This window comes from Pseudoalteromonas sp. 120-MNA-CIBAN-0494, from assembly GCF_040308885.1.
Taxonomy (GTDB): domain Bacteria; phylum Pseudomonadota; class Gammaproteobacteria; order Enterobacterales; family Alteromonadaceae; genus Pseudoalteromonas; species Pseudoalteromonas nigrifaciens.
In genome coordinates, this window is sequence record NZ_JBEOOE010000013.1 from 66,467 (window position 1) to 89,991 (window position 23,525).

Consider the following 23,525-nt stretch of genomic DNA (forward strand, 5'->3'; position numbering starts at 1 on the left):
AAATGCTAAATCGCGAAATATATTTACACGATCCACTTACTAGCCGCCTTGCCAACAATGGTGTTGCTCAAGTAAAAGATGACTTATCAAGAGCAGCACTAGACACCTTAGAATACGAGTTAAGAACCTTTGTTTGCGACGGCGCTTATGCTGCAGGTATGGAAAAAATACTAGATGCCTACATACAAAATATAAAAAGTGATGGCGAGCAACCTGGCGTTTGGATCAGCGGCTTCTTTGGCTCTGGTAAATCACATTTAGCAAAAATGCTGCGTACTTTATGGACTAATCAAAAACTAAACGACGGTAACTATGCGCGTAGCTTAGTCGACCTACCAAGTAATATTGCGGCTCAGTTTGATGAGCTATCAACACTAGCCTCCCACCATCAAGGGTTACATGCGGCCTCAGGTACACTAGGCGCAGGTGCGGGTGAACAAGTTCGTTTAGCATTTTTAGGAATTATTTTTAAATCCGCTGGACTACCAGAGCAATACCATTTAGCTCGGTTTGTTATGTGGTTAAAAGAGGAAGGCGTTTTAGAGCAAGTTCAAACCTATATTACTGAAAACGCAAAAGCAAAAGAAGGTCGCGACCCTTGGGCGCACGAGTTAAAAAACCTGCACGTGTCTCCTATTATGGGTAATGCCCTGCTTCAAGCCCTACCAGGCTTTGCCAGCGACGTAAAAGAAGTGCGCGACATGTTACGTGCACAGTACAAAATTGTTGACGACGTAACCAATGATGAGATGGTAACCGCAATAATGGATACATTAGCCGTTAATGGTGAGCTACCATTAACATTAGTCGTGCTAGATGAAGTGCAACAATACATTGGTGATGATGTTAAAAAAGCCTTTGATGTACAAGAAGTGGTTGAAACCTGTAGCGGTAATGGTCGTCTAAAATCAAAGTTACTCTTTGTAGCAACAGGCCAAAGTGCGCTATCAGGCATGGCAAACTTAAATCGCCTTATGGGGCGTTTTCAAGTACCTGTACAGCTTGAAGACACCGATGTTGATTCGGTTATCCGTAAAGTTATACTGCAAAAGAAAGAAACAGCTCGCCCTAAAATCCAAAGCGTTATTGATAACGAATTAGGTGAAATTTCACGCCATTTACGTGGCAGTATTATTGAACACAATAAAGATGACGAAAAATGGATGGTGGCAGATTATCCGTTACTTCCGGTACGTCGTCGTTTTTGGGAGCGAGTACTTCCAGCACTTGACAAAACAGGCACAGGCTCACAGTTACGTAATCAATTACGCGTAGTTCACGAGGCAACAAAAGTAACCGCAGAATACCCTCTTGGTTATGTTGTACCTGCCGACTACATATACGATCAAATTGCCACTAAATTACTTAATAGTGGTGTAATCGGTAAAGACATTTACGAAACCATCAGCCGCTTAAAAGGGGGCGATAGTGATCAAAAATTACAAGCACGTATTCTTGCCCTTATACTACTTATAAGCAAGCTACCTAACGATATAGAATACGGCATAGCCGCAACGGCTGATACCCTATCTGATTTACTACTTGAAAATCTGCTTGAAGGCAAACACGAACTGCGAGCTAAAGTACCTAAACTATTAATTGAGCTAGTTGATGATGGTTTAGTCATGCCAATGCAAACAAATGCGGGGGAAGAATACCGCTTGCAAACAGTCGAAAGCCAACAATGGTACGATATGTATCGTCAGCAAGAAAGCGAGTTAAAAAGTAACCCACAACGCCTAGAAGTATTCCGTTCACAAGAAATTCAACAATATGTGCGTAAACAAGTAGCACAAGCGAGAATCACTCAAGGTAATGTTGCAGAGCCTCGCACTATTAACTTAGAGTTTGGTACTGAACTACCAAGCGATGCCGATAAAAAACTATACGCATGGGCACCAGAAGTACCTGAAAAACAATTTAACGATCTCGCCCGAGGCGCAAACCCTGATACAGCCACTATTTATATATATATTCCAACAACTCAGCGTGACGAACTACGTAAAGCCATTGTTGAATTAAAAGCGGCAGAAACCACCATTGACGTTCGCGGTACCGCTAAAACCGATGCAGGTAAAGAAGCTTACGCAGCAATGGAATATCGTTTTAAAGAGGCTGACAGAACTAAAAAGGCGATATTAAAAGACATTTTTGACCAAATCCAAGTAAAACTTGCTGGTGGCCAAGAGGTTGAAGGCGAATCTTTAGCAGAGCAAATTCAAAATGCGGGTGAGCTCGCGTGCCAGCGCTTATATAGTAAGTTTAAAATGGCTGACAACAAAGGCTGGGCTAAAGTGTTTAACCGCGCAAGTACCCAAGCAGATGCAAATGCACTTGAAGCTATTGAACATAACGATGATGCTGACAAACACCCTGTTTGTGCAGAAATAAAACGCTTTATTGGGGTAATGAAAACGGGCCGTGAAATTATCGATAATTTTAAAGATGCACCTTACGGTTGGGGTAAAGACACCATTGAAGGTGCATTATTTGCAATGTTAGCTGCAGGTGTATTAAAAGCCTCTGACGGCCAAGAAAAAGCGGTCGATGCAAAAAATCTTGATAGGTCATCGGTTACGCAAACTAAATTTCGCCCTGAAAGTGTTACGCTTTCTAAAGTACAAATTATTAAAGTGCGTGGCTTAATCAACGCCTTATTACCTGAAGGGCAAAATTGCAGCACCGGCGAAGAGCAAAGTAAATTACCACAGGCGATAGCTAACGCCAAACAAGTCGCACGCTGTGCTGGTGGTGAAGCCCCGTTACCATTAGCACCAAGTACAAGTATTCTTACCAATCTAGAAATATATTCAGGTAACGATAAACTACAACAAGCTTTTGATGCTAAAGACGACATTCAAAGTCAGTTCACGCAGTGGCAAGAGCAAGCTGATTTAGTTAAAACAAGGATGAACCAATGGCATGAGCTCACTACAGCCATAGGTTGCTGTAAAGGCTTTGCAATTCATTCAACCCTAACACAACAAGTAGACTCAATAGTAGAAAACCGCAGCTTACTTGCTGAGCCAAGCCCTATAACACCACTTTTACAACAAGCAGAGTCAGCCCTGCGCGACGCCATAACAGCTAAGCTGTCTGAATACGAAGATGAATTCAATGCCTGCCACCGAGATTTAAATGATGATAGTAATTGGCTAAAGCTTGATGATGCTAAAAAGCACGAATTACTAGCAAACCGAAGCTTAACGAGTATACCAAGTGTTGATTTATCGTCAGCAGCGGCTATTTATGATGCCCTTGAAACAACAAGTTTTGAGCAGTGGAATGACCGTATATCCGCTTTACCAGGTCGTTTTGATGCAGCCCTAAAAGACGCCATTAGCGAACTAGCACCAAAAGTGAAACATATCCGTTTAAATAAGCCTATGATCGAATCAGAAGACGATCTTAAAGCTTGGCTAACAAACGTTGAAGCACAACTTCGTTCAGAGCTAGCCAATGGCCCTGTGGTACCTAGCTAGTTAGCTTGCTAAAGGAATAAAAAATGAGAACACCATTAGATAAAGCATTACGCGGCAAGCTTGAAAAAACCGTAGAAAAAGCCCGTGACATTGTTGAAGTTGCAGTAACCGAAGCCCTTACTCGCTTAGGTATTAGCGATGGCAGCGCGCCCAGTTACTTAAGTGAATCAGAACGTAAACTCAGAACTCGCTTACGTGCCCACGGCCGTCAATTAGGTGATGTGTTAAATCGTGATACAGGCAAACAAGAAACAGAATTACTGGTTAACGAAATGGCATATGAGCATTGGCATCGCATGTTATTTTCGCGCTTTTTAGAGCAAAGTGACTTGTTAATGTATGACGAAAACACTCACGTTTCTTTAAATGAGTGTTTTGAGCTAGCGGAAGAAGAGCCCGATGTAAAAGACGGTTGGGAATTAGCCGGCCAATTAGCACAAAAAATGTTACCGCAAATATTCCGAGCAGACTCCCCGGTGTTTGACGTTAAACTTTCAATTAACCATGTTAATGACCTGGAAGAACTTATAGCTACGCTTGATAAAGAAACTTTTCAGGCATCTGATGCACTAGGCTGGTGTTATCAATTCTGGCAAAACAAAAAGAAAAAACAGGTCAATGAATCTGGCGTAAAAATTGGCGCTAAAGAGTTAAGCCCGGTTACGCAATTATTTACAGAACCATACATGGTGAGCTTTTTACTCGACAACGCCCTGGGCGCTTGGTGGGCGAAACGTCGCTTAACACAAGACGATTTAAATACAGCAACCAGCGAGCAAGAGCTGCGAGAACTCGCTTCTATTCCCGGCGTACCACTTGAATATCTGCGTTTTGTACAGGATGAAACTACAAAAACTTGGAGCAGCGCCGCAGGTGATTTTGATAAATGGCCAGAGGATTTAAATGAGTTTAAAACGCTTGATCCATGCTGTGGGTCGGGTCACTTTTTAGTCGCTAAGTTCTTAATGCTAGTGCCAATACGTATCGAGCTTGAAGGACTAACAGCAAAAGAAGCAATTGATAAGGTACTTGCTCAGAATATTCACGGATTAGAGCTAGACCAACGCTGTATAGAGCTTGCTGCTTTTGCTTTAGCACTTGAAGCCTGGCGTTATCCTAGTGCAGGTGGTTACCGTCAATTGCCTGAGTTGCAACTTGCCTGTTCAGGTGTTTCTATAACTGAATCTCAAAAAGAGTGGAAGGATTTAGCTAATGAAAATGAAGAACTTAGGCATGCCATTACATGGATGGAAAGCACATATAAAAACGCTCCAACATTGGGAAGCCTTATAGCTCCTAAAAAAGCTCTCAAGGTAGCTCACATAAAACCTTGGAAGGTAATCGAACAAGAACTAGATAAAAAGAAAAGTGCATCTGATGAATCAAAAGCAACAGCTAAAGGTCTGGTTATAGCTTCAGAATTGTTAGCACAACAATTCCATTGGGTAATAACAAACGTACCTTATCTCGCAAGAGGGAAGCAAAATGAGATCTTGCAGAAGTTTTGCGATAAGTACTATCCAGCAAGTAAAAGTGATTTAGCAACCGTATTTAAAGAACGGTGTCTTGAGCTAGCATGTTCAAATGGCATAGTTTCAACTGTAATGCCTAGCAATTGGTTATTTTTAACTAGTTACAATAAATTTAGAGAAATTTTGTTGAACAACTGTCGTTTTGAATGTGTTGTTAAATTAGGTGGAGGAGCTGAAGCTTTTGATTTGGGACCTGGAAATATAACTAACATTGGATTATTTGTTCTAGAAAAATCAAAACCCAATTTAGATGATGATTTATTTATTGAATACGACCTAATAGATTTTAACAACGTCGTTATAAAGAAACAGCAGTTAAAAAGTATTAATATTAGAAGTTTTAGTCAACAAAGCCAAAATCAGAATCCGGATTTCATGTTTATTTTTGATAATTCAGGCAATCACAGTTTTTTCTCTGATTATCAAGACTGTTTACAGGGAACTTCAAGTGGTGACAATGCTAGATATGTTCAATATCAATGGGAAACAAACGAGAATAATGGCTTTGATTATCTTGAAAGCGTACCAAAAGAAACTTCATTTTATTCTGGTAAAAATCAAAAAATAAAATGGGCTGAAGTCCTAAAGTCATCTACCTCAGCCATTCGAGGTGAGAAAGCATTTGGCAGTAAAGGGGTGATAGTAGGCCAGATGGGGTACCTCCCTACTTCAATATACATGGGATACAAGTTTCCAAATACGACGCCTGTAATAATTCCTCGGTCACTATCAAGTTTAGAATCCATTTGGGAGTTCTGTAGTTCATCTCAATTCCCTGATGAACTTCGAAAAGTAAATCAAAAACTCAGCGTAGACAATGGTTATGTTGGAAAAATAAAGTTTGAAAAAGAAATCTGGGATTCCAAATCAAGCTTAAATTTTCCGAATAGGATTCCTGAGCCTCATAGCAATGATATTACGCAATGGTTATATCACGGACATCCATGCGCATCTATAATTTGGAATGAAGACCTTAAAACCACTTTTATTGGCAGCTTACGAGAAGAGGATACCGTTCTACAAGTTGCCGTTGCTCGCTTATTAGGTTATCGCTGGCCAGCAGAGCTGGACACGGAAATGGAATTAGCACCTGAAATGCGTGAAGTGATAGCGCAAAACAAGGTGTTTGATGGTTTAGTTGATGATGACGGCATTGTTTGTATTCCAGCTATTCGTGGTGAAAAGCCTGCCGTAGATAGACTAGAAGCTATATTGCATGCCGCCTATGGTGATAAGTGGTCTGCGACGGTATTAAACAATTTATTGAAGTCCGTTAAGTCTCGCGACTTAAACATTTGGCTACGAGATAAGTTCTTTGAGCAACATTGTAAATTGTTCCAGCACCGTCCATTTATCTGGCATATATGGGATGGCTTACCGGATGGGTTCTCTGCTCTAGTTAATTATCATCAACTCGATTACAAAGGCTTAGAGCGCTTAATTTATACTTACCTTGATGATTGGATTAGTACCCAAATTCAGCTAGAAAAAGATGGTGATGAAGGCGCTGAAATTCGTTTAGCCGCAGCTAGAAACCTAAGAAAACAACTTGAGGACATTTTGGTTGGTGAACAAGGCCTAGATATCTTTGTTCGCTGGAAGCCTCTAGCAGAGCAACCTATCGGTTGGAACCCAGACTTAAATGATGGTGTTCGCCTAAACATCCGCCCATTTATGAAAGCGAAAGATGTCGGTAAAAAAGACGCAGGCATTCTGCGTTCAAAACCTAATATTCACTGGAAGAAAGACCGTGGCACCGATGTAGAATCAGCCCCTTGGTATAACCTAGGCTTAGCATATAGCGGTAAACAAGGTGACCGTATCAATGACCATCACTTAACACTCGGTGAGAAAAAAGCAGTAAGGGATGGAAGTTAATATGAGAAAACCATTAGAAAAAACATTACGCAGCAAGCTTGAAAAAGCCGTTGAAAAAGCCCGTGACATTGTTGAGGTTGCAGTAACAGAAGCACTTATTCGTTTAGGTATTAGTAATGGCAGCGCGCCCACTTATTTAAGTGAAGCAGAACGTAAACTAAGAAACCGTTTACGTGCCCACGGCCGTCAATTAGGAGATGTATTAAACAAAGAGTCAGGCAAACAAGAAAAAGAACTACTCGTTGATGAAATGGCATACGAGCATTGGCATCGTATGTTATTCGCTCGCTTTTTAGAACAAAGTGACTTGTTAATGTACGACCTAAATACCCATGTTACCTTAGCTGAATGTTTTGAACTGGCTGAAGAAGAGCCTGGTATAAAAGACGGTTGGGAATTAGCCGGTCAATTAGCACAAAAAATGTTGCCGCAAATATTCCGGGCAGACTCGCCAGTATTTGAAGTAAAGCTTTCTATTAATCATATTAATGACCTGGAAGAGCTTGTAGCTACGCTTGATAAAGAGACTTTTCAAGCGTCCGATGCATTAGGCTGGTGTTATCAGTTCTGGCAAAACAAGAAGAAAAAGCAGGTAAATGAATCTGGCGTCAAAATTGGAGCTAAAGAGTTAAGCCCCGTAACCCAGCTATTCACCGAACCTTATATGGTGAGCTTTTTACTCGACAATGCACTGGGTGCTTGGTGGGCGAAACGCCGCTTAACACAAGACGACTTAGCGACTGCTACTAGCGAACAAGAGTTAAGAGAGCTAGCCTCTATTCCCGGCGTTCCACTTGAATATTTGCGTTTTGTTCAAGATGAAACGACAAAAACATGGAGTTGCGCCGCAGGTGATTTTGAGAAGTGGCCAGATGATTTAAGTGAGTTTAAAACCCTCGATCCATGCTGTGGGTCGGGTCACTTTTTAGTGGCTAAATTCTTAATGTTAGTGCCAATACGTATGGAGCTAGAAGGACTAACCGCTAAAGAAGCAATTGATAAGGTTCTAGAACAAAATATTCATGGTTTAGAATTAGACCAGCGTTGTGTTGAATTGGCTGCTTTCGCCTTGGCACTTGAGGCTTGGAGATTTCCAAATACTGGTGGATATAGAAAACTTCCTACTTTAAACGTTGCGTGTGTTAGCCAAACTTCCCAGCTTCTCAAGAAATTAACGATTAAAAACGAAAACATCAGCCGATCTTTAATTAACTTAATTGATTCATCTAGTCTGCTAGGTTCATTATCAAAGCCGGAAGAAGTTGAACCTCTGATTGATTTTAATGATTTAGCCCTTAAAGTAGATAAAGAAGATGAATCAGAATATCGAGCTTTTGCAGAAGGAATAAATAAAGCTTTTAATATTCTTTTAAAGAGATTTGACTTTGTAGCTACTAACGTCCCCTATAGAACACGTAATACTTTAAATTCAGAGTTAATCTCTTACATTGACAAAAATTACCCGAAATCAAAAAATGAATTAGCTAATGTTTTTTTAGAGAGGTGTCTAGATTTAACCTCTTCATATGGCTACACACAGGTAGTGATGCCGCAAAATTGGCTTTATTTAAAGGGGTATATAAATCAACGTGAAGAACTTCTTAGGAATTCGACTTGGTTAAGCTTAGCAAGATTAGGAACGGGAGCATTTGAGACAATATCTGGTGAAGTCGTAAATGTTATCCTATTAACGTTACAAAAATCGAAACCAACTAGTTATAAGAAAGTTAGCGTTATAGATGCAAATGATGGGAAAGGTATTTTGCAAAAAGCTAACCTATTAGCTGAAGGTATTCTGTCTGAAGCAAATCAACTGTCTTACTATAATAACCCAGATCATATCATTTCAATTGGAAACATTGATTTTAATGAAACCTTGAACTCATACTCTGGTTGTTTTCAAGGACTTTCTTCAGGTGATAACCCTAGGTTTATATTGAATTTTTCTGAAGTTAATAACTTTGAAAAATATGAAATGTTTCAATCTACATCAAATGAAACCAACCATTTTGGAGGCAAAGAATTTATTGTTTCCAATAAGGTTACTTCTGGTGCCATCACCTTAGGTGCTTTAAGGGGAAAAGATGCTTGGGGTAAAAAAGGGGTAGGTATAGCTAGAGTTAGTAGCTTGAATTCATGTCTTTATGGTGGCCAATATTATGCCAATACCTGCCCAGTTGTAATTCCAGAAAACGAGCCTGATTTGGCAGCTATATGGTGCTATATATCTTCTGAAGAGTTCAAAGTAACTGCTAAAAGTTTAAATCAGTCTTTGAGTATAGATAATGGCTATCTAGGAAAAATACCGTTTGAGAAAAAAAAATGGAAAGGTGTTGCACTTGAAAAATACCCATTTGGACTACCAAAACCGTATTCAAATGATCTAACACAATGGATTTTCCACGGCCACCCCTGTGCTTCAGTTGTCTGGGGCGAAGAAACTAAAACAACCTCTATAAGTAAGTTACGAGAAGATGATACCGTTCTACAAGTCGCGGTTGCACGCTTACTAGGTTACCGATGGCCAGCAGAGCTGGACACGGACATGGAATTAGCGCCTGAAATGCGTGAAATCATCACTCAAAACAAAGTGTTTGATGATTTAGTTGATGATGACGGCATTGTTTGTATTCCTGCCATTCGCGGTGAAAAGCCTGCTGTAGATAGATTAGAAGCAATTTTACATGCAGCCTATGGCGATAAATGGTCTGCAACCGTATTAAACAATTTATTGAAGTCTGTTAAGTCTCGCGACTTAAACATTTGGCTGCGTGATAAGTTCTTTGAGCAACATTGTAAACTGTTCCAACATCGCCCGTTTATCTGGCATATTTGGGATGGCTTGCCAGATGGCTTCTCTGCTTTAGTGAATTACCACCAACTCGATTATAAAGGCTTAGAACGCTTAATTTATACTTATCTTGACGATTGGATTAGTATACAGATTCAATTAGAAAAAGATGGTGACGAAGGCGCTGAAATTCGTTTAGCCGCTGCTCGAAATTTAAGAAAACAACTTGAAGACATTTTGGTAGGTGAAAAAGGTTTAGATATTTTTGTACGTTGGAAGTCATTAGCGGAACAACCGATAGGTTGGAATCCAGACTTAAATGATGGTGTACGCTTAAACATCCGCCCATTTATGAAAGCGAAAGATATAGGTAAAAAAGACGCTGGCATTTTACGTTCAAAACCCAATATTCACTGGAAGAAAGACCGTGGAACCGATGTAGCGTCAGCCCCTTGGTATGATTTAGGCTTGGAATATGGCGGCAAACAAGGCGACCGAATAAATGATCATCACTTAACACTGGCCGAAAAAAAATCAGCGAGAGATAAAGTTTAATGCAATTAATAGATTACTTAATTGAACAGCTAAGAAGCTCTGCTAAATATAATTCAGCGGTGCAAGTTGCCCCGGCTGCTATTTTGTGGACTGACATTGAATGCCAGTGGCAGCCTGCTATGCCGTTTATAAAACAACATATACCTGAACTCATTGAGCTAGGTACTTATAACCCAGAGGAACGCATAGGCCCTGCTATATGGATTAAATGCGCGATAGCTGGAGTATTAGAAGATTGTGAATTACCAAAAGGTAAAACCCCGATAATTTATTTACCAGGTGTTGGCCGTAAAGACTTACGTGCAATAGAGCAATGCCCCGACGAACTGAGGCCATTAGCCGAATTGCAATACAGAGGCTGCTGGTGGGCTTACAATTCTGCAGGTAGAGATTGGAGTGTTGGCTCATTTTTAACAAACCCGCGCGTGGGTTTAGAGCTTGATGTTGCAAAAGATAAAAAAACGCAAGAAGCCATACTCAATATTTTACCCGATTTACTTGAAACACCAGCAGAGCAATTAAAAGGTAAAAAGCTAGAAGCCCAAGACTTTATAAGCATTGTAATGGATGACCCGGCTAAAGATATTCTAGCTTGGTTAAATAACCCTGAAGCAAAAAAACAAGCCTGGTGTGAAAGTAAATGGCCTGTGTTTAAACAAGCCTGTATAAGCCAATTTAACTTTGACCCTGATGCTATAAGCGATATGAGCGCTATTACCTACAACTTATGTGGGGCTGAAGGCGAATGGCAAGCTGTGTGGGAGCGATTTAAAGACACCGCACACAACCTGCCATGTTTAGTTGAAAAGCTCAAAGCTATAACTCCTGATGGTTTAGCGTTTGAGGCTAGCCATTTTTTATCTGAAAATATAAAAGATGAAGCTGAATTAGCAAATAAATTAGCTAACATTATTAATCTAACGCCAACCGAGTTAAGACAGCAATTAACGAATTTGTTTAAATTACACGAACAGCGTAAAAACTGGTTGTGGCAAAAGCTCGATATGTCGCCTTGGCTTAATATATTAGAACAGCTAGTAAGTGTTGCGCAGCATACTCAAATTAATTTTACAGGCCCAAGTGCTGAGGCAATGGCACAAACCTACAAAGAGCGTTTTTGGCAAGCTGATGCTGCTGCTATTAACGCAATGGCTGCTGCTACTGATTTAAACCAGGAGCAAGTAGTAGCTGATATTCTGGCAGTAATTTATACCCCTTGGCTTGAAGCTGTTACATTGAACTTTCAACGCTTAGTAAAGAACGAAGGCTACCCCGGTAAGCCAAGTAGTGCCGGTGAAATTAATGAGTCGACCGCGACGTATAACACCAACGGCCAAGCTGTATTTTTTGTAGATGGACTACGTTTTGATACTGCAAAAATGCTTGAGAATAAGCTTAGTAAATTAAACATAAATGTTAATTTAACAAGTAATTGGTGTGCCCTGCCCTCATTAACAGCAACCGCTAAGGCTGCCGTAACACCTGTTGCCGATATTTTAAGTGGCGCACAAGAAAATGATAATTTTATTCCTCAGATAACCGAGTCTGGCTCTGAGTTTAGCTCTTACCACTTAAGTAGTGCATTAGGAAAAAAAGATTGGCAGTTTTTGAAAGAGTTAGATACTGGCAACCCATCTATTAATGCATGGCTACAAACTGGCGATTTAGACAATATGGGGCATAAGCAACAGCTAAAAATGCCGCGCTATATTGATAGCATCTTAAATGATGTAGTCACCCGCATTGAAGGCTTAATCGCTGCTGGCTGGAAAAATATCCGTATAGTTACCGACCACGGTTGGTTATGGGTGCCTGGTAAATTAGCTGAGGCAAACATTCCAAAAAATCAGGTTAAAAAACGCTTAGCCCGCTGTGCTATTTTAAAGGACAATGTAAGCACTGACGAATTAAAAGTACCATGGCATTGGAACGAAAATGTCTCCGTAGCTATGGCTCCTGGTATTGCAGGTTATGTGGGTGGGGATTATTACAATCATGGTGGTTTAAGTATACAAGAGTGCTTAACCCCCGTAATTAATATAACAACACCTTAAGGTTTATTAAGTGGCTTCCAGACCCATTTTTAAAGTGACTAAGCCGTTTCCTTATGTACAGGAAGAGCTAATTGACTTTGAATGGCATAAAGGAATGGCAGCCACACAAAAACAAAAATCTGTTCGCTCTTTACATAACGCTGCGCATAACTTGTTTAATGATTTAAATATACTTGAGATCTCTACAAAAAGTGAGAGTGCCTTAGGTGTAAGCCTAAGTGCTTTCAATTTGCTCGTTACATTAAAAAATGGTCGCGAAGTTCCACTGGAGAAGATTTTTCATGCATCTAAAGTGTTTGAAAATGGCGGTCCTTTTAAAGAGCTTCTAACAATTCCGACACATGAAGTTAAACGAGATAGCCGTTTAGTTGAGAACGGCTGTTTAACTGGCTTTTTTAGTAATGGAAAAACCTGGCCACTCACACCTAAAACTATATTTTATGATTGGATTTACATTAATACTTTAAAATTAAACAAAGAACTACACTCTCAAATTATTCAATATAATGTGTTTACTGATATTGAGTTTAACCCTAAAAAAAGCGTTAATTGCCAGGCTAGAGCAGCTGCTTTATATGTTTCTTTAGTTAACAATGGTACTTTAGAACAAGTTACTCGCTCTGCTGATGAGTTTATAGCTCACTTAAGCCAAAACATCGAAAGTTGCGCCTTCCCTGTACAAAAGGATTTATTTATTTAAATGGAAATTAATATGTTTGAGCCTATGTTAAACAAGACATTAGCCCTTTTACCCACTCCAGCTATTGCAGCTGAGTTTGTAGTAAATGAATTATCATTTGCCAATAAAAGCTCTCTGTTAGTCCGTAATTTTGCTAAATCTAGTGGTGTAAAATTAAAAGCTGAAATGCCACTGCTAGAGCTAGACAGCCCTAATATTCTGTTTTCAACTTTAATGGCTGAATTAGACACCTATCAAAATACTATTTCATTACGTCTTGAATTAATTGATGCCATAATGAAGCATTATGGATTAGGCAAATATGCGAATATTGATGATAAAGAACTTATTAAGCAATTTTGTAGCGAGCGTGGAATTACTACATTAATACACTTCACAAAAGTAAAGAACCTTAAAAGCATTTTGGATATAGGCCTTAATAGTAAAGATTATAATAACGAAATATCTAAAGGTCATATGTACAACGATGCTAATAGGTTTGACTACAGAACTCACATGATTTCGTTATCTGTGTCCTACCCTAACGACAAAATGTTTTTTAAATACAGACAAGCACAGCCAGAACAAGATTGGGCTGTGTTAGAAATATCTGCCCGTGTTTTATGGGAGCTTGACTGCTTGTTTTGCCCCACAAATGCTGCAAGCTCTTCTATAGCATCAGCAACTGAGGCATCTCTTTCTGAAAGTTTGGCATTAAAACAGCTTTTTAATAATCAATCTATCAATTTACGAGCTTGTGACCCTACTGACTCACAAGCCGAAATTCTCGTTAATAGTCATATTCCAAAAGAATATATCCAATCAATATATTTGGATAAACCTAGCGAGTTATTAGCAAATACCGATTTTCAGATCAATAATACTTACTTTCACAATCGACAGTATGCTCTTTCGCACTGCTTTAACTAAATCTCATTATAAGGAAATAATATGTCTCTATTTAGCTTTTTTTCAAGAATTAAAACGGGCCCTAAGGCAGAAGCCCAAGGTGAACAATACTTTCGCCAAGCACTTCAACATCATCAATACGGCAATCAAGATGACGCTATTTTATTCTTTACAAAATCACTAGAAGTAAGCCCAAACCATTCAAGCGTATATTTAAATAGAGCCGGCTGTTTAATGATCCAAGAGAGATATCTTGAAGCGTATGATGATTACCTTAAAGTTATAAGCATGGAAAAAAATAAGGAATCTCTGGATAAAGACCGATCCTCTTCGAAGGCATTACAAAATATAAAACGAATTAAGTTATTTCTGAGCTTTGAAGAACAAAATGGCAATAAAATTAGAGGGCAACTAACGAGTGATGGCTTCGAGCACTTTACAACTCGCTGGGCTGAAGTTTTAAGCAATACACATTTAAAAAACGATTTGAATGCTATTAAACACTTTGTGAATGAGGAAATAAAAGAGCTTGAAGAGATGGGTGGAGTACACCAAGAGTATGCTTTAAATTGCGGTATTGATCATTCTGAGTTTGTAAATGTTACTGAAACTAGTAGTACTCAACAGGCTTTTGTCTTTTTTAAAGGTATTCTTTGTTGCTTCAGTCGTGATCCGCAGAAAATGTTTAAAATTAGGACAACAATACTTAATAAATTGATTTCAATAAGCAACTCTTCTAAAACCGTTAGTAATATTACTAATCAGAAAATCACTTACATGGGTGGAATGAGACTTATTGAAGCTGAAGTCGATATAATGTTTATCGTTAAAAATAGTGAGGTCATGTATGTTAATAATGAAACTCCTCACCTATATGAAATAGATAAAGATGGTGATATGAAGCTAGATGGTAGAATAGTTAACTTTATTTTTAAAGATTCAAATGAAGTTGTTGAGATATTTGTTGCATTTGATGATCAAGATTCGTACTCAATGTTTACAATGAATATGGGCCGAGATGAAAGATTAAACTATGTCGCTCAAGCTATTTTTCAATTTATAGGGGAAAATAATATTACCAATGTATTTTCACCTACTGCTAGATATTCAAGCCAATACCACTATCCATTCAAACTTTATAAAAAAAATGATAAGCACTTTATGGTTAATAACAGTCAATCTCAAGCTTATTTGATAAGTGAAAATATATATAAAAATAATAATGCTGATGATATTAAATCGGAGTTCTGGGGGATGGCATAAGCTGGCTATTGCGAACCGCTATTTTGTATATCTAAAAACAGCGTAACGGCAACAGACTGAGTTTATAGAAATGCTTAATCCCCTTTCTTTATATAAATCAATCTATCCTAGCTTAGTTCATTAACAGATTTATTATGAAAGCCGTTCAAGTTGAACGGCTTTTTTCTAATATATAATTTTAGATAATTACATTGCATTCACCTGCCTCAAGTAATGTAGTCTTCTAATTCTAAGCCATGCACCCCTAATACATCATCAGCGAAACACTCTGTTCCGCCTTTACTTAACACTAAAGTGTCTGACATTAAGAGTCTATATTCTTCAAACTCTTCTAATATAGTTTGTTCGGCAATAATAGCTTTATCAAGAGTTGTTAGAATACTAAACTGATCTAAAATTTCGGTATTATCTTTCTCCAAACGATAAAAACGTTGTTCAACGCCTTTTGTTGTTATGCCTACTTTATAAAAAATGAGATGCTCTGTTCTTAGTTGTAAATAATATAGATAACAAGGGGTATCAGGGTCTTTATTGTCTAAATTTCTAAAATACTCAGCACATTTAGGGCAGCCTCCACCATGTTTATGATCATGAGCAGTTTGGAGGAAGTCACCATGGGTATGACAAGTAATAATAACCTTGTCTCTGATAGTGTTATATTCTAGTTTAGAGTAATCATACTTATCACCATGTACTTTTTTACAGTCTTTTAGGTAATTCTCTAGATTTAATTTTGTAGAATCAACATAGCAATCCCTACATCCACTACCTTTTAAGTGTTGAGAAGCTCTTTGCTCGAAAATGCCATGAACATAACACTCAATTTTTAGCAGAGTATTAGTGCCATTACAATTAACGTGTTCATAACCATACCTTCCTTTATGAATTTTAAGCGACCTACTAATAAATTCATCTGTCTGAATGTTACGCTTAATGCTAGTACATTCCGGGCATCCAACTCCTCTTAGGTGAGCATCAGTTTTTTGCTCAAATTCTCCATGTTCTGGACAAGAAACAAGTATTTTACCTTTTGAATTGTTGCTAGTAATTTCTGAATAACTATATTTAAAGTTGTGAATTTCATTTGCTTTTTCTATTATCACAGAGAAAGGTACCCTGATCTTTTCTGCGGAAGATTCGAAGCCGCATGCTGGGCACCCAACTCCTCTAATATGCGATGCCGGTGATTGATTAAAAACACCATGCAATAAACACTTTATGCTAACCTTTTCACTGTATGCAGAATATTCAACTAAATCATACAAATACTTGTCACCATGAACATCTTGAGCTCTCAATAAAAACTCTTCATACTTTACCTTTCCAGACTCTGTAGACTTAGTAATCCCGCATTTAGGACACCCTCTTCCACCTTTATGGCTACCAGGTGTCTGTTCAAAGTCGCCATGGATATCACATGTTATAACTACTTTTATGTGATTATTTATATAGTTTGTTTTGTCATAGTTCCATTTGAAATCATGTATGAAATTTGCGCCTTGTATAAACTCAGCCGTTGATGAGCTGCTATCTTTACCACGTTTAATAGCCGCACAACGGTTACAGCCATAGCCTTGCAAATGTAGTATTGGTTTTTGATAGAATAAGCCATGTGTAGGACAAGTGATTAGCACTTTAGTTTTTGAAGCAATATAGGCAGTTTTTTCATAAGTATAATAAAAATTATGCTTTTTATTAGCTCTGTCAATAAACTCACCGGTAGTATACGTTAAGCGGTCATTTGCACAGCTTTTGCAACCTGCTCCTGCTAAGTGGTTATGCGGATTTTGTGAGAAATCACCATGCTTTTCACAGGTAATTATTATATCTTCATGTGACTTAGTAAATTGAGTTTTTGAATAGTTATACTTATTTTTATGGGCTATTTTTGCTTTTTCTATAAATACACTAGTTGATAACCTTGAAGTGGAGTTATCTATTGCACACTTATGGCAACCGGAACCTTCAAGATGCTTGCGAGGGGTTTGTTCAAAGTTCCCATGTTCTGGGCAGGTTATTGTAACTCTCGTCGTGTTACCCTTATAATACACATGTTTATAATCAAATTTATCACCATGAGTTTCTCTAGCCTTTGCTACAAATACTTTTGCTGAGCTTTCAATGATTTTATTTGACGCGCTCTCTTTTCCACATAGTTTACACCCTGATCCTGCTAAAAAATGTCGAGCGGCTATTTCAAAAAAACCATGGTGCTTGCACCCTATAGAAACCTTTTTATTTGCACCTGTATAAATTATTTTTGATAAATCATATTTATCCTGATGAACCGCTGTTACTTTTTGTATGTATTGTAAAGAGGCTTTAGCAATCTTAGCTTGGTTTTGCGCTTCTTTAGAGCACTTTGAGCAATGATATTTATAGTGATTTGATGGTGTTTGCTCAAAGTTCCCATGCTGTGGACACGTAATCGTTAATTTAATATTACTACCAATATAAATAGACTTATCATAAGAATAAGTATCGCCATGTATAGATTTTGCTTTATTAATAAAACTTAAAGTTTTTTCATCCATGTTAGAGCCTTAAAGGTAATAGAGACCAAACCATTGTAAAATACATTAAAAAACAGACTGGTTTTTAATGTACGTAGCTGTCACTTCAGCCTGATGTTTTTTTATTTTAGTTAACTCACTTGAGTGTTCACCACGAAGAAACAATAAAATTATTGTGTCATCGAGTGCTACATCTAATAGCTCACTAACCTCTTGCAAATCATCTTCATCCATTGAACGCTTAAATGCATCTGCTTTTTTAGATAAGTTATATATACTAAACACACTTGCCATAACTCGCTTATCAGTCGTAGCCTCACCACCACCTGGGTTAACCACTTTATTAAACTCTAACGATTGATTTTGATCTAATAATGACGTGAATTCTATTGTTCTACTTTTTGCACAGCTTGGAGTGTAATCATCATAAGTAACGCCGTTTACCCATTGTGCCTTTATCCAATTCTGATGTTCACCTTTCAGGGCTCTACCCTGCTTACGGTGTGGACCATCATCTTTTAAAAATTCAGCCTTAATTAGAGCAATAGCCTCAAGTAGTAAGGGGTTTTGGGTGTATTTTGAGTAATCGTAGTTCGGTATAGCTAATTTACCTGGAACGGCTAGATAACTTTGGGTTAAATATGTTTGAGTGTCATCTTTTTTTCGAGAAGAGGCGGTATATTCCTTATTTGGTGAGATTTGAATCCCTCTATCAAAACCTCTTACATCATATTTAGCACAAATATCTTCAAAAACTGCACGTAAACCTTCAAAGTCACTTTTATCACTATTTAATTCAAGGTGGTTAAGTAAGTCACTATAAGCTTTAATAGCATCAAGGTTCGTATAGTGTTTGGCTAGTGTATTGCTATGGTAACCACAAGCACGACCGATATTAGCCTGGACAATTGCAGCAATATTAGCAATTGTGCTGTCCCAAGTATTAATGAGCGTACTTTTCATTTCTTGACCAAAATTAATACCAGCTCTAAAGCCCGCAACAGTTATAGCAATAACTTTGTCATCGAACATTGCTGCTGCTTCATATTCACGTTTAAAATCGTCAATACTTGCTAAGTCACTTTCCTCAACCCCCACCAGCTTTTGGCCAATAACCATAATTTGCTCTTCGGCTATACCGTTTTCTAGTAGGATATTTTTTGCTAAATTAGCCTGGCTACTAGGAACCCTAATCAATGACCATCCTGATGAAGGATTCTCTTTGAACTGCCTAATAAAACGCTTACGTAGTAAAGAATCATCACAAAAATTACGCTGCTCTTCTGTTAACTTTACTATTTGATTATTGCGGTGCATCTCCCTGATGCCTAAATACTCATCGCTTGTTTTATGAAAAACTAGACTAGTTTTGAAGTCGTGACGCAGAATAGAATCTGTACCCGCCGAATAGAGCGCGCTAAATGGTGTAGCTGAAATAAAAGCGACTTTACAGTTTGTATTTTCTTTTTCAAGATATTCAAAAACCTTCGCATATCTTACGGCCTCTGAGCCGGCTCCATAGTGACACTCATCTATTATAATGAGTTTGGGTGGTTGGGCTTTAAAGTTGCTTGAGAGTGCGAAACTCATATTAGTAAAGTTACTCACAACAACATTATTACATTTAGCAAGATCTTGCTTAGCCTGCTCTTGGAGTGACAAATCGGCCATAGTGACCAAATAAAGTGTATCTTTTAATTTTGAGCGCTCACAAATATCTGTATCTGATAAACTCAACCTTTGTAGTGCAGCTAGTGCTAGTGCGATACCAGATTTTCCTGATTGCATTTCGGCGGTTATAACAACCGCACGACTACCATCTTTAAAATGACTAAATGCTCGCTGTGCGGCGTGCTGTTGATGCGCAAAAGTAAACTGAGCTATCACGTCCTCTAGTTGCTTTCTGTGGTTATCTGCTTGATTCATGATATTTTACTTTACCGAGAACTGTGATTCGTCACTCAAGGCACCTGATTTTTCAGGTAACTCATTATGAGCTTTTTTAGCTAAAGTCCTATCTAAGTCGTACTCACCACGCTTATACAAAACAAATATGGTATCGTCATGAGGAATATCGAAATAATCACACATATCCCATACATCCCTTTCAGTCATAATTGTTTTAGCAACTTTACGTCTTGAGATGTTGTAAACACTAAACACTGTTGCAGTAACTGATTTATTTTCAGATAGCTCCCCTGAACCTGGCGCTACGACTCTATTAAACTCCACATAGTCATCATTATCTAACATGCTTGTAAGCATAATTGTTCTATCTTTCTGAGGGCCATCTACACCTGCCTTCTCAGGGTTATCGTAACTATCACCATTAACCCACTGGGCTTTTATCCAATTTTTCTTTTTACCGCGCATGGCTCTACTGCCTTTTACCGACGGTGCTCCATTTTTAATAAACTCTTCTCTTAAAACTGTGATGGCATTTAATAGAAGCTTGTCTTGCGTGTATTGTGAAAAGTCGTAATCTTGGTCTAGCAACCTTGCAGGTACAGCTACATAGTGATCTGTTGCAAATGTTTCTACATCACCAATAGGTCTACGTTTTTTATATTTAATTGTAAGACCTACATCTAAACCATTAACTTGGTATTCTTGACATACGTCTTCAAAAAACTCTTTTAAACCATCAAAATCAGATGCGGCATGATCAGAACATGTCCGTTCTAGATAATCTAAAATTGCCCCATACGCTTCAGCAGCATTACCATTAGTGAAATGCATTGAGGTATTGTTACCATGATAACCACACGCACGACCTACATTAGCCTGTACCACAGCAGCAACACTTGCAACTGTGCTATCCCAGGTCGAAATAAGGTTATTCTTCATTAAGTTACCAAAGTTTATTCCGGCTCGACAACCTGCAACTGTAATTGCAACTAACTTTTCACCAAACAATTCGCTGTCTTCAAATGCTTTTTTAAATCTATCAATTGTAGATAGCTCATCTTCAGGTACACCTGAAAGAGAATTACCTAGAATGTAAATATTTTCTTCATCTACTCCTTGTGAAATGAAAAATTGTTTGGCATCCATTGCTGTACCTGCAGGTACGCGTACTAACGACCAACCCATTCCATCATGCGAATTAAATTGCTGCATAAAATTTTTACGGTGAGACGAATCAACTAAGAAGTTTCTTTCTTCGTCATTTAAATTGTGCAACCGATTGTTTTGTAGCATCTCTCGTACGCCGTAGTATTCGTCACTGGTTTTATGGAAAACCAAACGAGTACCAAAATCACGGCGTAAAATCGAGTCTTTAAGCGCTTGATTAGCTGCTTGAGTTGATTCTTTTAAAAGTTTATCGTTATGCTCTATTTCTGCTTCTGAGCTAACTTCTAATGCTTCTTCGTACTCTGTTTCTGCACCATATAAAGCGCCAAAAGGTGTCGCAGAAATAAACACGACCTTACAAGAATCATTTTCTTGCTCTAAATAGTCAAATACAGTGCTATAACGAATACCTGTTACATTAGAGCCATAGTGACATTCATCAATGATGATGAGTTTAGGAGAGTTGCCCTTAAAGTCTGTTTCTAAAGACTTTTCAAAATTGACAAAATTACTGACCACTACATTTTTCGCAAGCCTTAAGTCATCTTCAGCTTGATCCCTTAAGGCTGTATCTGGCATTGTGACAAGGTATAAGGTGTCTTTTAGCGAGCGCTTTTGGCAAATGGTTTCATCATCTAGGCTCAAACGTTGTAAACAACATAAAGCTAAAGCAATACCCGATTTACCAGCTTGCATTTCTGCAGCTGTAACTACGGCTCTAACATCTTTAGAAAATGCATCAAATGTTTTTGTCGCGGCATTTACTTGATGACCATGTAATGCGTTACTACTAAGGATTTCTTGGACTTTTTGGCGGTGTACGTCAGCTTTATTCATAAAACTAACTCCTTGTTAAAATTATGCTGATCCGAGGGCTGTCTATTTAAAATTAACACTATTACTTATATTCAATAGACTTTTTCTTATTCTGCCACTATTTATATTTTTAGCAAATCTAAATACAGTAAACTGTTGATATCACTTAACTAGGTTTAAAAAGCTTACATTGAATTACTAAATATAGGTGAGGCATGGTACTAAAATTTGAAATCAACGATGAGATTTATTCACAGAAAGAGGCTCGTGCACTATGCACATTACTTTTAAATAAATATAAGATATCTAGGATTGTAAATGATTTAAATGACTTCTTATTTCTAAAAGAAGCGTTTGAACGTCATCACTATAACCCATTAAAAAAATTACCAAGTCCAATTAAAAACATATTTGTAAAGCCTTCATCAAGTGGATCTAATTATCAATTTTGGGTTGTTTTAGCAGATGGTACAAAAACACACATTGGTTATTCTAAAAAATGCTTTGTAACAGAAAAAGCAAATAATACATGAAGATAATGTTATAGATGCTGCTCGTTACCATATTCGATACCAACAAGATAAAGCGCGTAATAGGTTTAAAGATGCAGACAACTTAGTTTGTGCGATATGTTTAGATAATATGGATATAAATGATGTACATGCTGATCATACACCACCATATACGTTTAAATATATATTTGAGTCTTGGCTAGCCCACAAAGGCATAAAGATCACTGGAATTACATATAAGGATTTAAATAATTCTGAAAAACGTGTATTTGTTGATGAAAAACTAACTAATGATTGGTGTGAGTTTCATAAATTAAAGTTCAAGCCTCAACCTGCTCATAGTAGATGTAATATGGACCAGGGTTAATACTTATATACTAAAAACCATAAGGCATATTGTCTGTAATTTAGAGATCTTGAGTCGAGGAAATGGCTCATTACAATTTATTATGAGCCAGAGACTTAGTTAAACTTGGAAGTGGCCTTCACAGACCGGACTATCTTGCATATAGCGCACTGCGGGCTTTTCACAAAATCCACATTCAGTACCTTTTGGAACCGTGTTTTCATCACAGTTAGGGCAGCTTTTAAGTTTATAATTAAACTTGTGCTCACACACTTCACACTCAATTAAATCATCTTCGCAATCAGGACAATTATCGTATTCATCCAAATCGAATTTTAATTTACACTCACGACACTCTTCTAAATCGCTCATATTCCCTGCTTCATTTTATTAATTTAGACAGCAATGTACATTTTAAAGTACCTTCAGTAAATCCATGATATTAGTGATTAATTAAGCAATTCTTTAATCAACACAGAACCCAACTGCCGCGTATTAAATGGATTTCCGTTGCTATTTAAAATTGAAATCCTAAACTCTTTAGCAATATCACGTAAGTAAGGCTTACAGGGGGTTACTAATTCACGATTAACAAACACTTCAATAGTACCGCTTTCAAGCTATAATAATTTGTAGTTATGCCATATAGCTTCTTTTAGGTTTAATAAAGTACGTGGCTTAGCAGGTGGATTTATTAACTTGCTCATTGTAATAAAGCTTTTACCTGTTGCTACATTGTTCATTAGTCGTTTAGCTTCTTCTACGGCGTATCTAATAGGGTTTAAACTTGAATTTCGTCGGTATTGATTCTTAAAATAATTATACGTTCAACTAAGCCTAACGTATTAGCATACAAGCCTATATAACCGCCTGTATGCAGCCTAGCGGTCTTTTTAACCTATTGTTATGCCATGGGCTTGATGTAACACCATAGTCAGCCTGATTAACCTCCGTTGCCATACGACCATTAGTTATCAGCGCTACATATAACTCCCCTATTCTCCCAGTTAAATGCTTAAGCTCAGTTGCTGGTACACCCCAACTAACTCCCTTTCTAACCAGATCACATTTCTCAAGAGACTGAATAATTAGCATTTGTGTTAAAGCCATTTAATATCCT

13 protein-coding genes are annotated in these 23,525 nt (G+C 37.9%); 8 read left to right on the forward strand and 5 right to left on the reverse strand.

What is annotated here, in order from left to right; genetic code table 11:
- The first annotated feature begins 2 nt into the window (after nt 1-2).
- Genes brxC through AAEY55_RS10220 form a run of 7 tightly spaced genes read left to right on the forward strand, consistent with a single transcriptional unit; the run spans nt 3 to nt 15,143 of the window.
- Entirely contained in the window at nt 3-3,482 is a 3,480-nt protein-coding gene (brxC, locus tag AAEY55_RS10190; protein WP_350551132.1) for a BREX system P-loop protein BrxC, read from the forward strand.
- Nucleotides 3,483-3,505: 23 nt separating this feature from the next.
- A complete protein-coding gene (locus AAEY55_RS10195; RefSeq protein WP_350551135.1) occupies nt 3,506-6,892 on the forward strand; it encodes an Eco57I restriction-modification methylase domain-containing protein in 3,387 nt (1,128 codons plus the stop codon).
- A gap of 1 nt (nt 6,893) precedes the next feature.
- Nucleotides 6,894-10,238, forward strand: a complete 3,345-nt coding sequence (locus AAEY55_RS10200; protein ID WP_350551138.1) for an Eco57I restriction-modification methylase domain-containing protein — start codon at nt 6,894-6,896, stop codon at nt 10,236-10,238.
- Complete coding sequence (gene pglZ, locus AAEY55_RS10205; RefSeq protein WP_350551141.1) at nt 10,238-12,292, forward strand: BREX-1 system phosphatase PglZ type B; 2,055 nt, start codon at nt 10,238-10,240, stop codon at nt 12,290-12,292. The genes AAEY55_RS10200 and pglZ overlap by 1 nt, the downstream gene beginning before the upstream one ends.
- A 10-nt stretch (nt 12,293-12,302) precedes the next feature.
- Entirely contained in the window at nt 12,303-12,992 is a 690-nt protein-coding gene (locus AAEY55_RS10210; RefSeq protein ID WP_407072706.1) for a DUF6977 family protein, read from the forward strand.
- On the forward strand, nt 12,993-13,901 hold the full coding sequence (locus tag AAEY55_RS10215; protein ID WP_350551147.1) for a DarT ssDNA thymidine ADP-ribosyltransferase family protein: 909 nt from the start codon (nt 12,993-12,995) through the stop codon (nt 13,899-13,901).
- Between the two features lie 21 nt (nt 13,902-13,922).
- Nucleotides 13,923-15,143 (forward strand): hypothetical protein, encoded by a 1,221-nt coding sequence (locus tag AAEY55_RS10220; protein ID WP_350551150.1) that lies wholly within the window; start codon nt 13,923-13,925, stop codon nt 15,141-15,143.
- Nucleotides 15,144-15,349: 206 nt separating this feature from the next.
- Here the strand turns inward: AAEY55_RS10220 and AAEY55_RS10225 are convergent, their stop codons facing one another.
- Genes AAEY55_RS10225 through AAEY55_RS10235 form a run of 3 tightly spaced genes read right to left on the reverse strand, consistent with a single transcriptional unit; the run spans nt 15,350 to nt 21,568 of the window.
- A complete protein-coding gene (locus tag AAEY55_RS10225; protein WP_350551153.1) occupies nt 15,350-17,677 on the reverse strand; it encodes a hypothetical protein in 2,328 nt (775 codons plus the stop codon).
- Nucleotides 17,678-17,722: 45 nt separating this feature from the next.
- Nucleotides 17,723-19,582, reverse strand: a complete 1,860-nt coding sequence (locus AAEY55_RS10230) for a DEAD/DEAH box helicase family protein (protein WP_350551156.1) — start codon at nt 19,580-19,582, stop codon at nt 17,723-17,725.
- Nucleotides 19,583-19,588: 6 nt separating this feature from the next.
- Nucleotides 19,589-21,568: a glutathione synthase gene (locus tag AAEY55_RS10235; protein ID WP_350551159.1), complete on the reverse strand. Its 1,980-nt coding sequence runs from the start codon at nt 21,566-21,568 to the stop codon at nt 19,589-19,591.
- Nucleotides 21,569-21,762: 194 nt separating this feature from the next.
- On the opposite strand from AAEY55_RS10235, the gene AAEY55_RS10240 reads away from it, so the two are divergent.
- Entirely contained in the window at nt 21,763-22,080 is a 318-nt protein-coding gene (locus tag AAEY55_RS10240) for a DUF3223 domain-containing protein (RefSeq protein WP_089368490.1), read from the forward strand.
- A gap of 445 nt (nt 22,081-22,525) precedes the next feature.
- On the opposite strand, the gene AAEY55_RS10245 is transcribed toward AAEY55_RS10240, so the two are convergent.
- Nucleotides 22,526-22,777 carry a hypothetical protein gene (locus AAEY55_RS10245; protein ID WP_350551162.1) on the reverse strand — a complete coding sequence of 84 codons (252 nt, stop codon included), beginning with the start codon at nt 22,775-22,777 and terminating at the stop codon, nt 22,526-22,528.
- A 486-nt stretch (nt 22,778-23,263) separates the two neighbouring features.
- Nucleotides 23,264-23,515 carry a hypothetical protein gene (locus tag AAEY55_RS10250; RefSeq protein WP_350551165.1) on the reverse strand — a complete coding sequence of 84 codons (252 nt, stop codon included), beginning with the start codon at nt 23,513-23,515 and terminating at the stop codon, nt 23,264-23,266.
- Between the last annotated feature and the right edge of the window lie 10 nt (nt 23,516-23,525).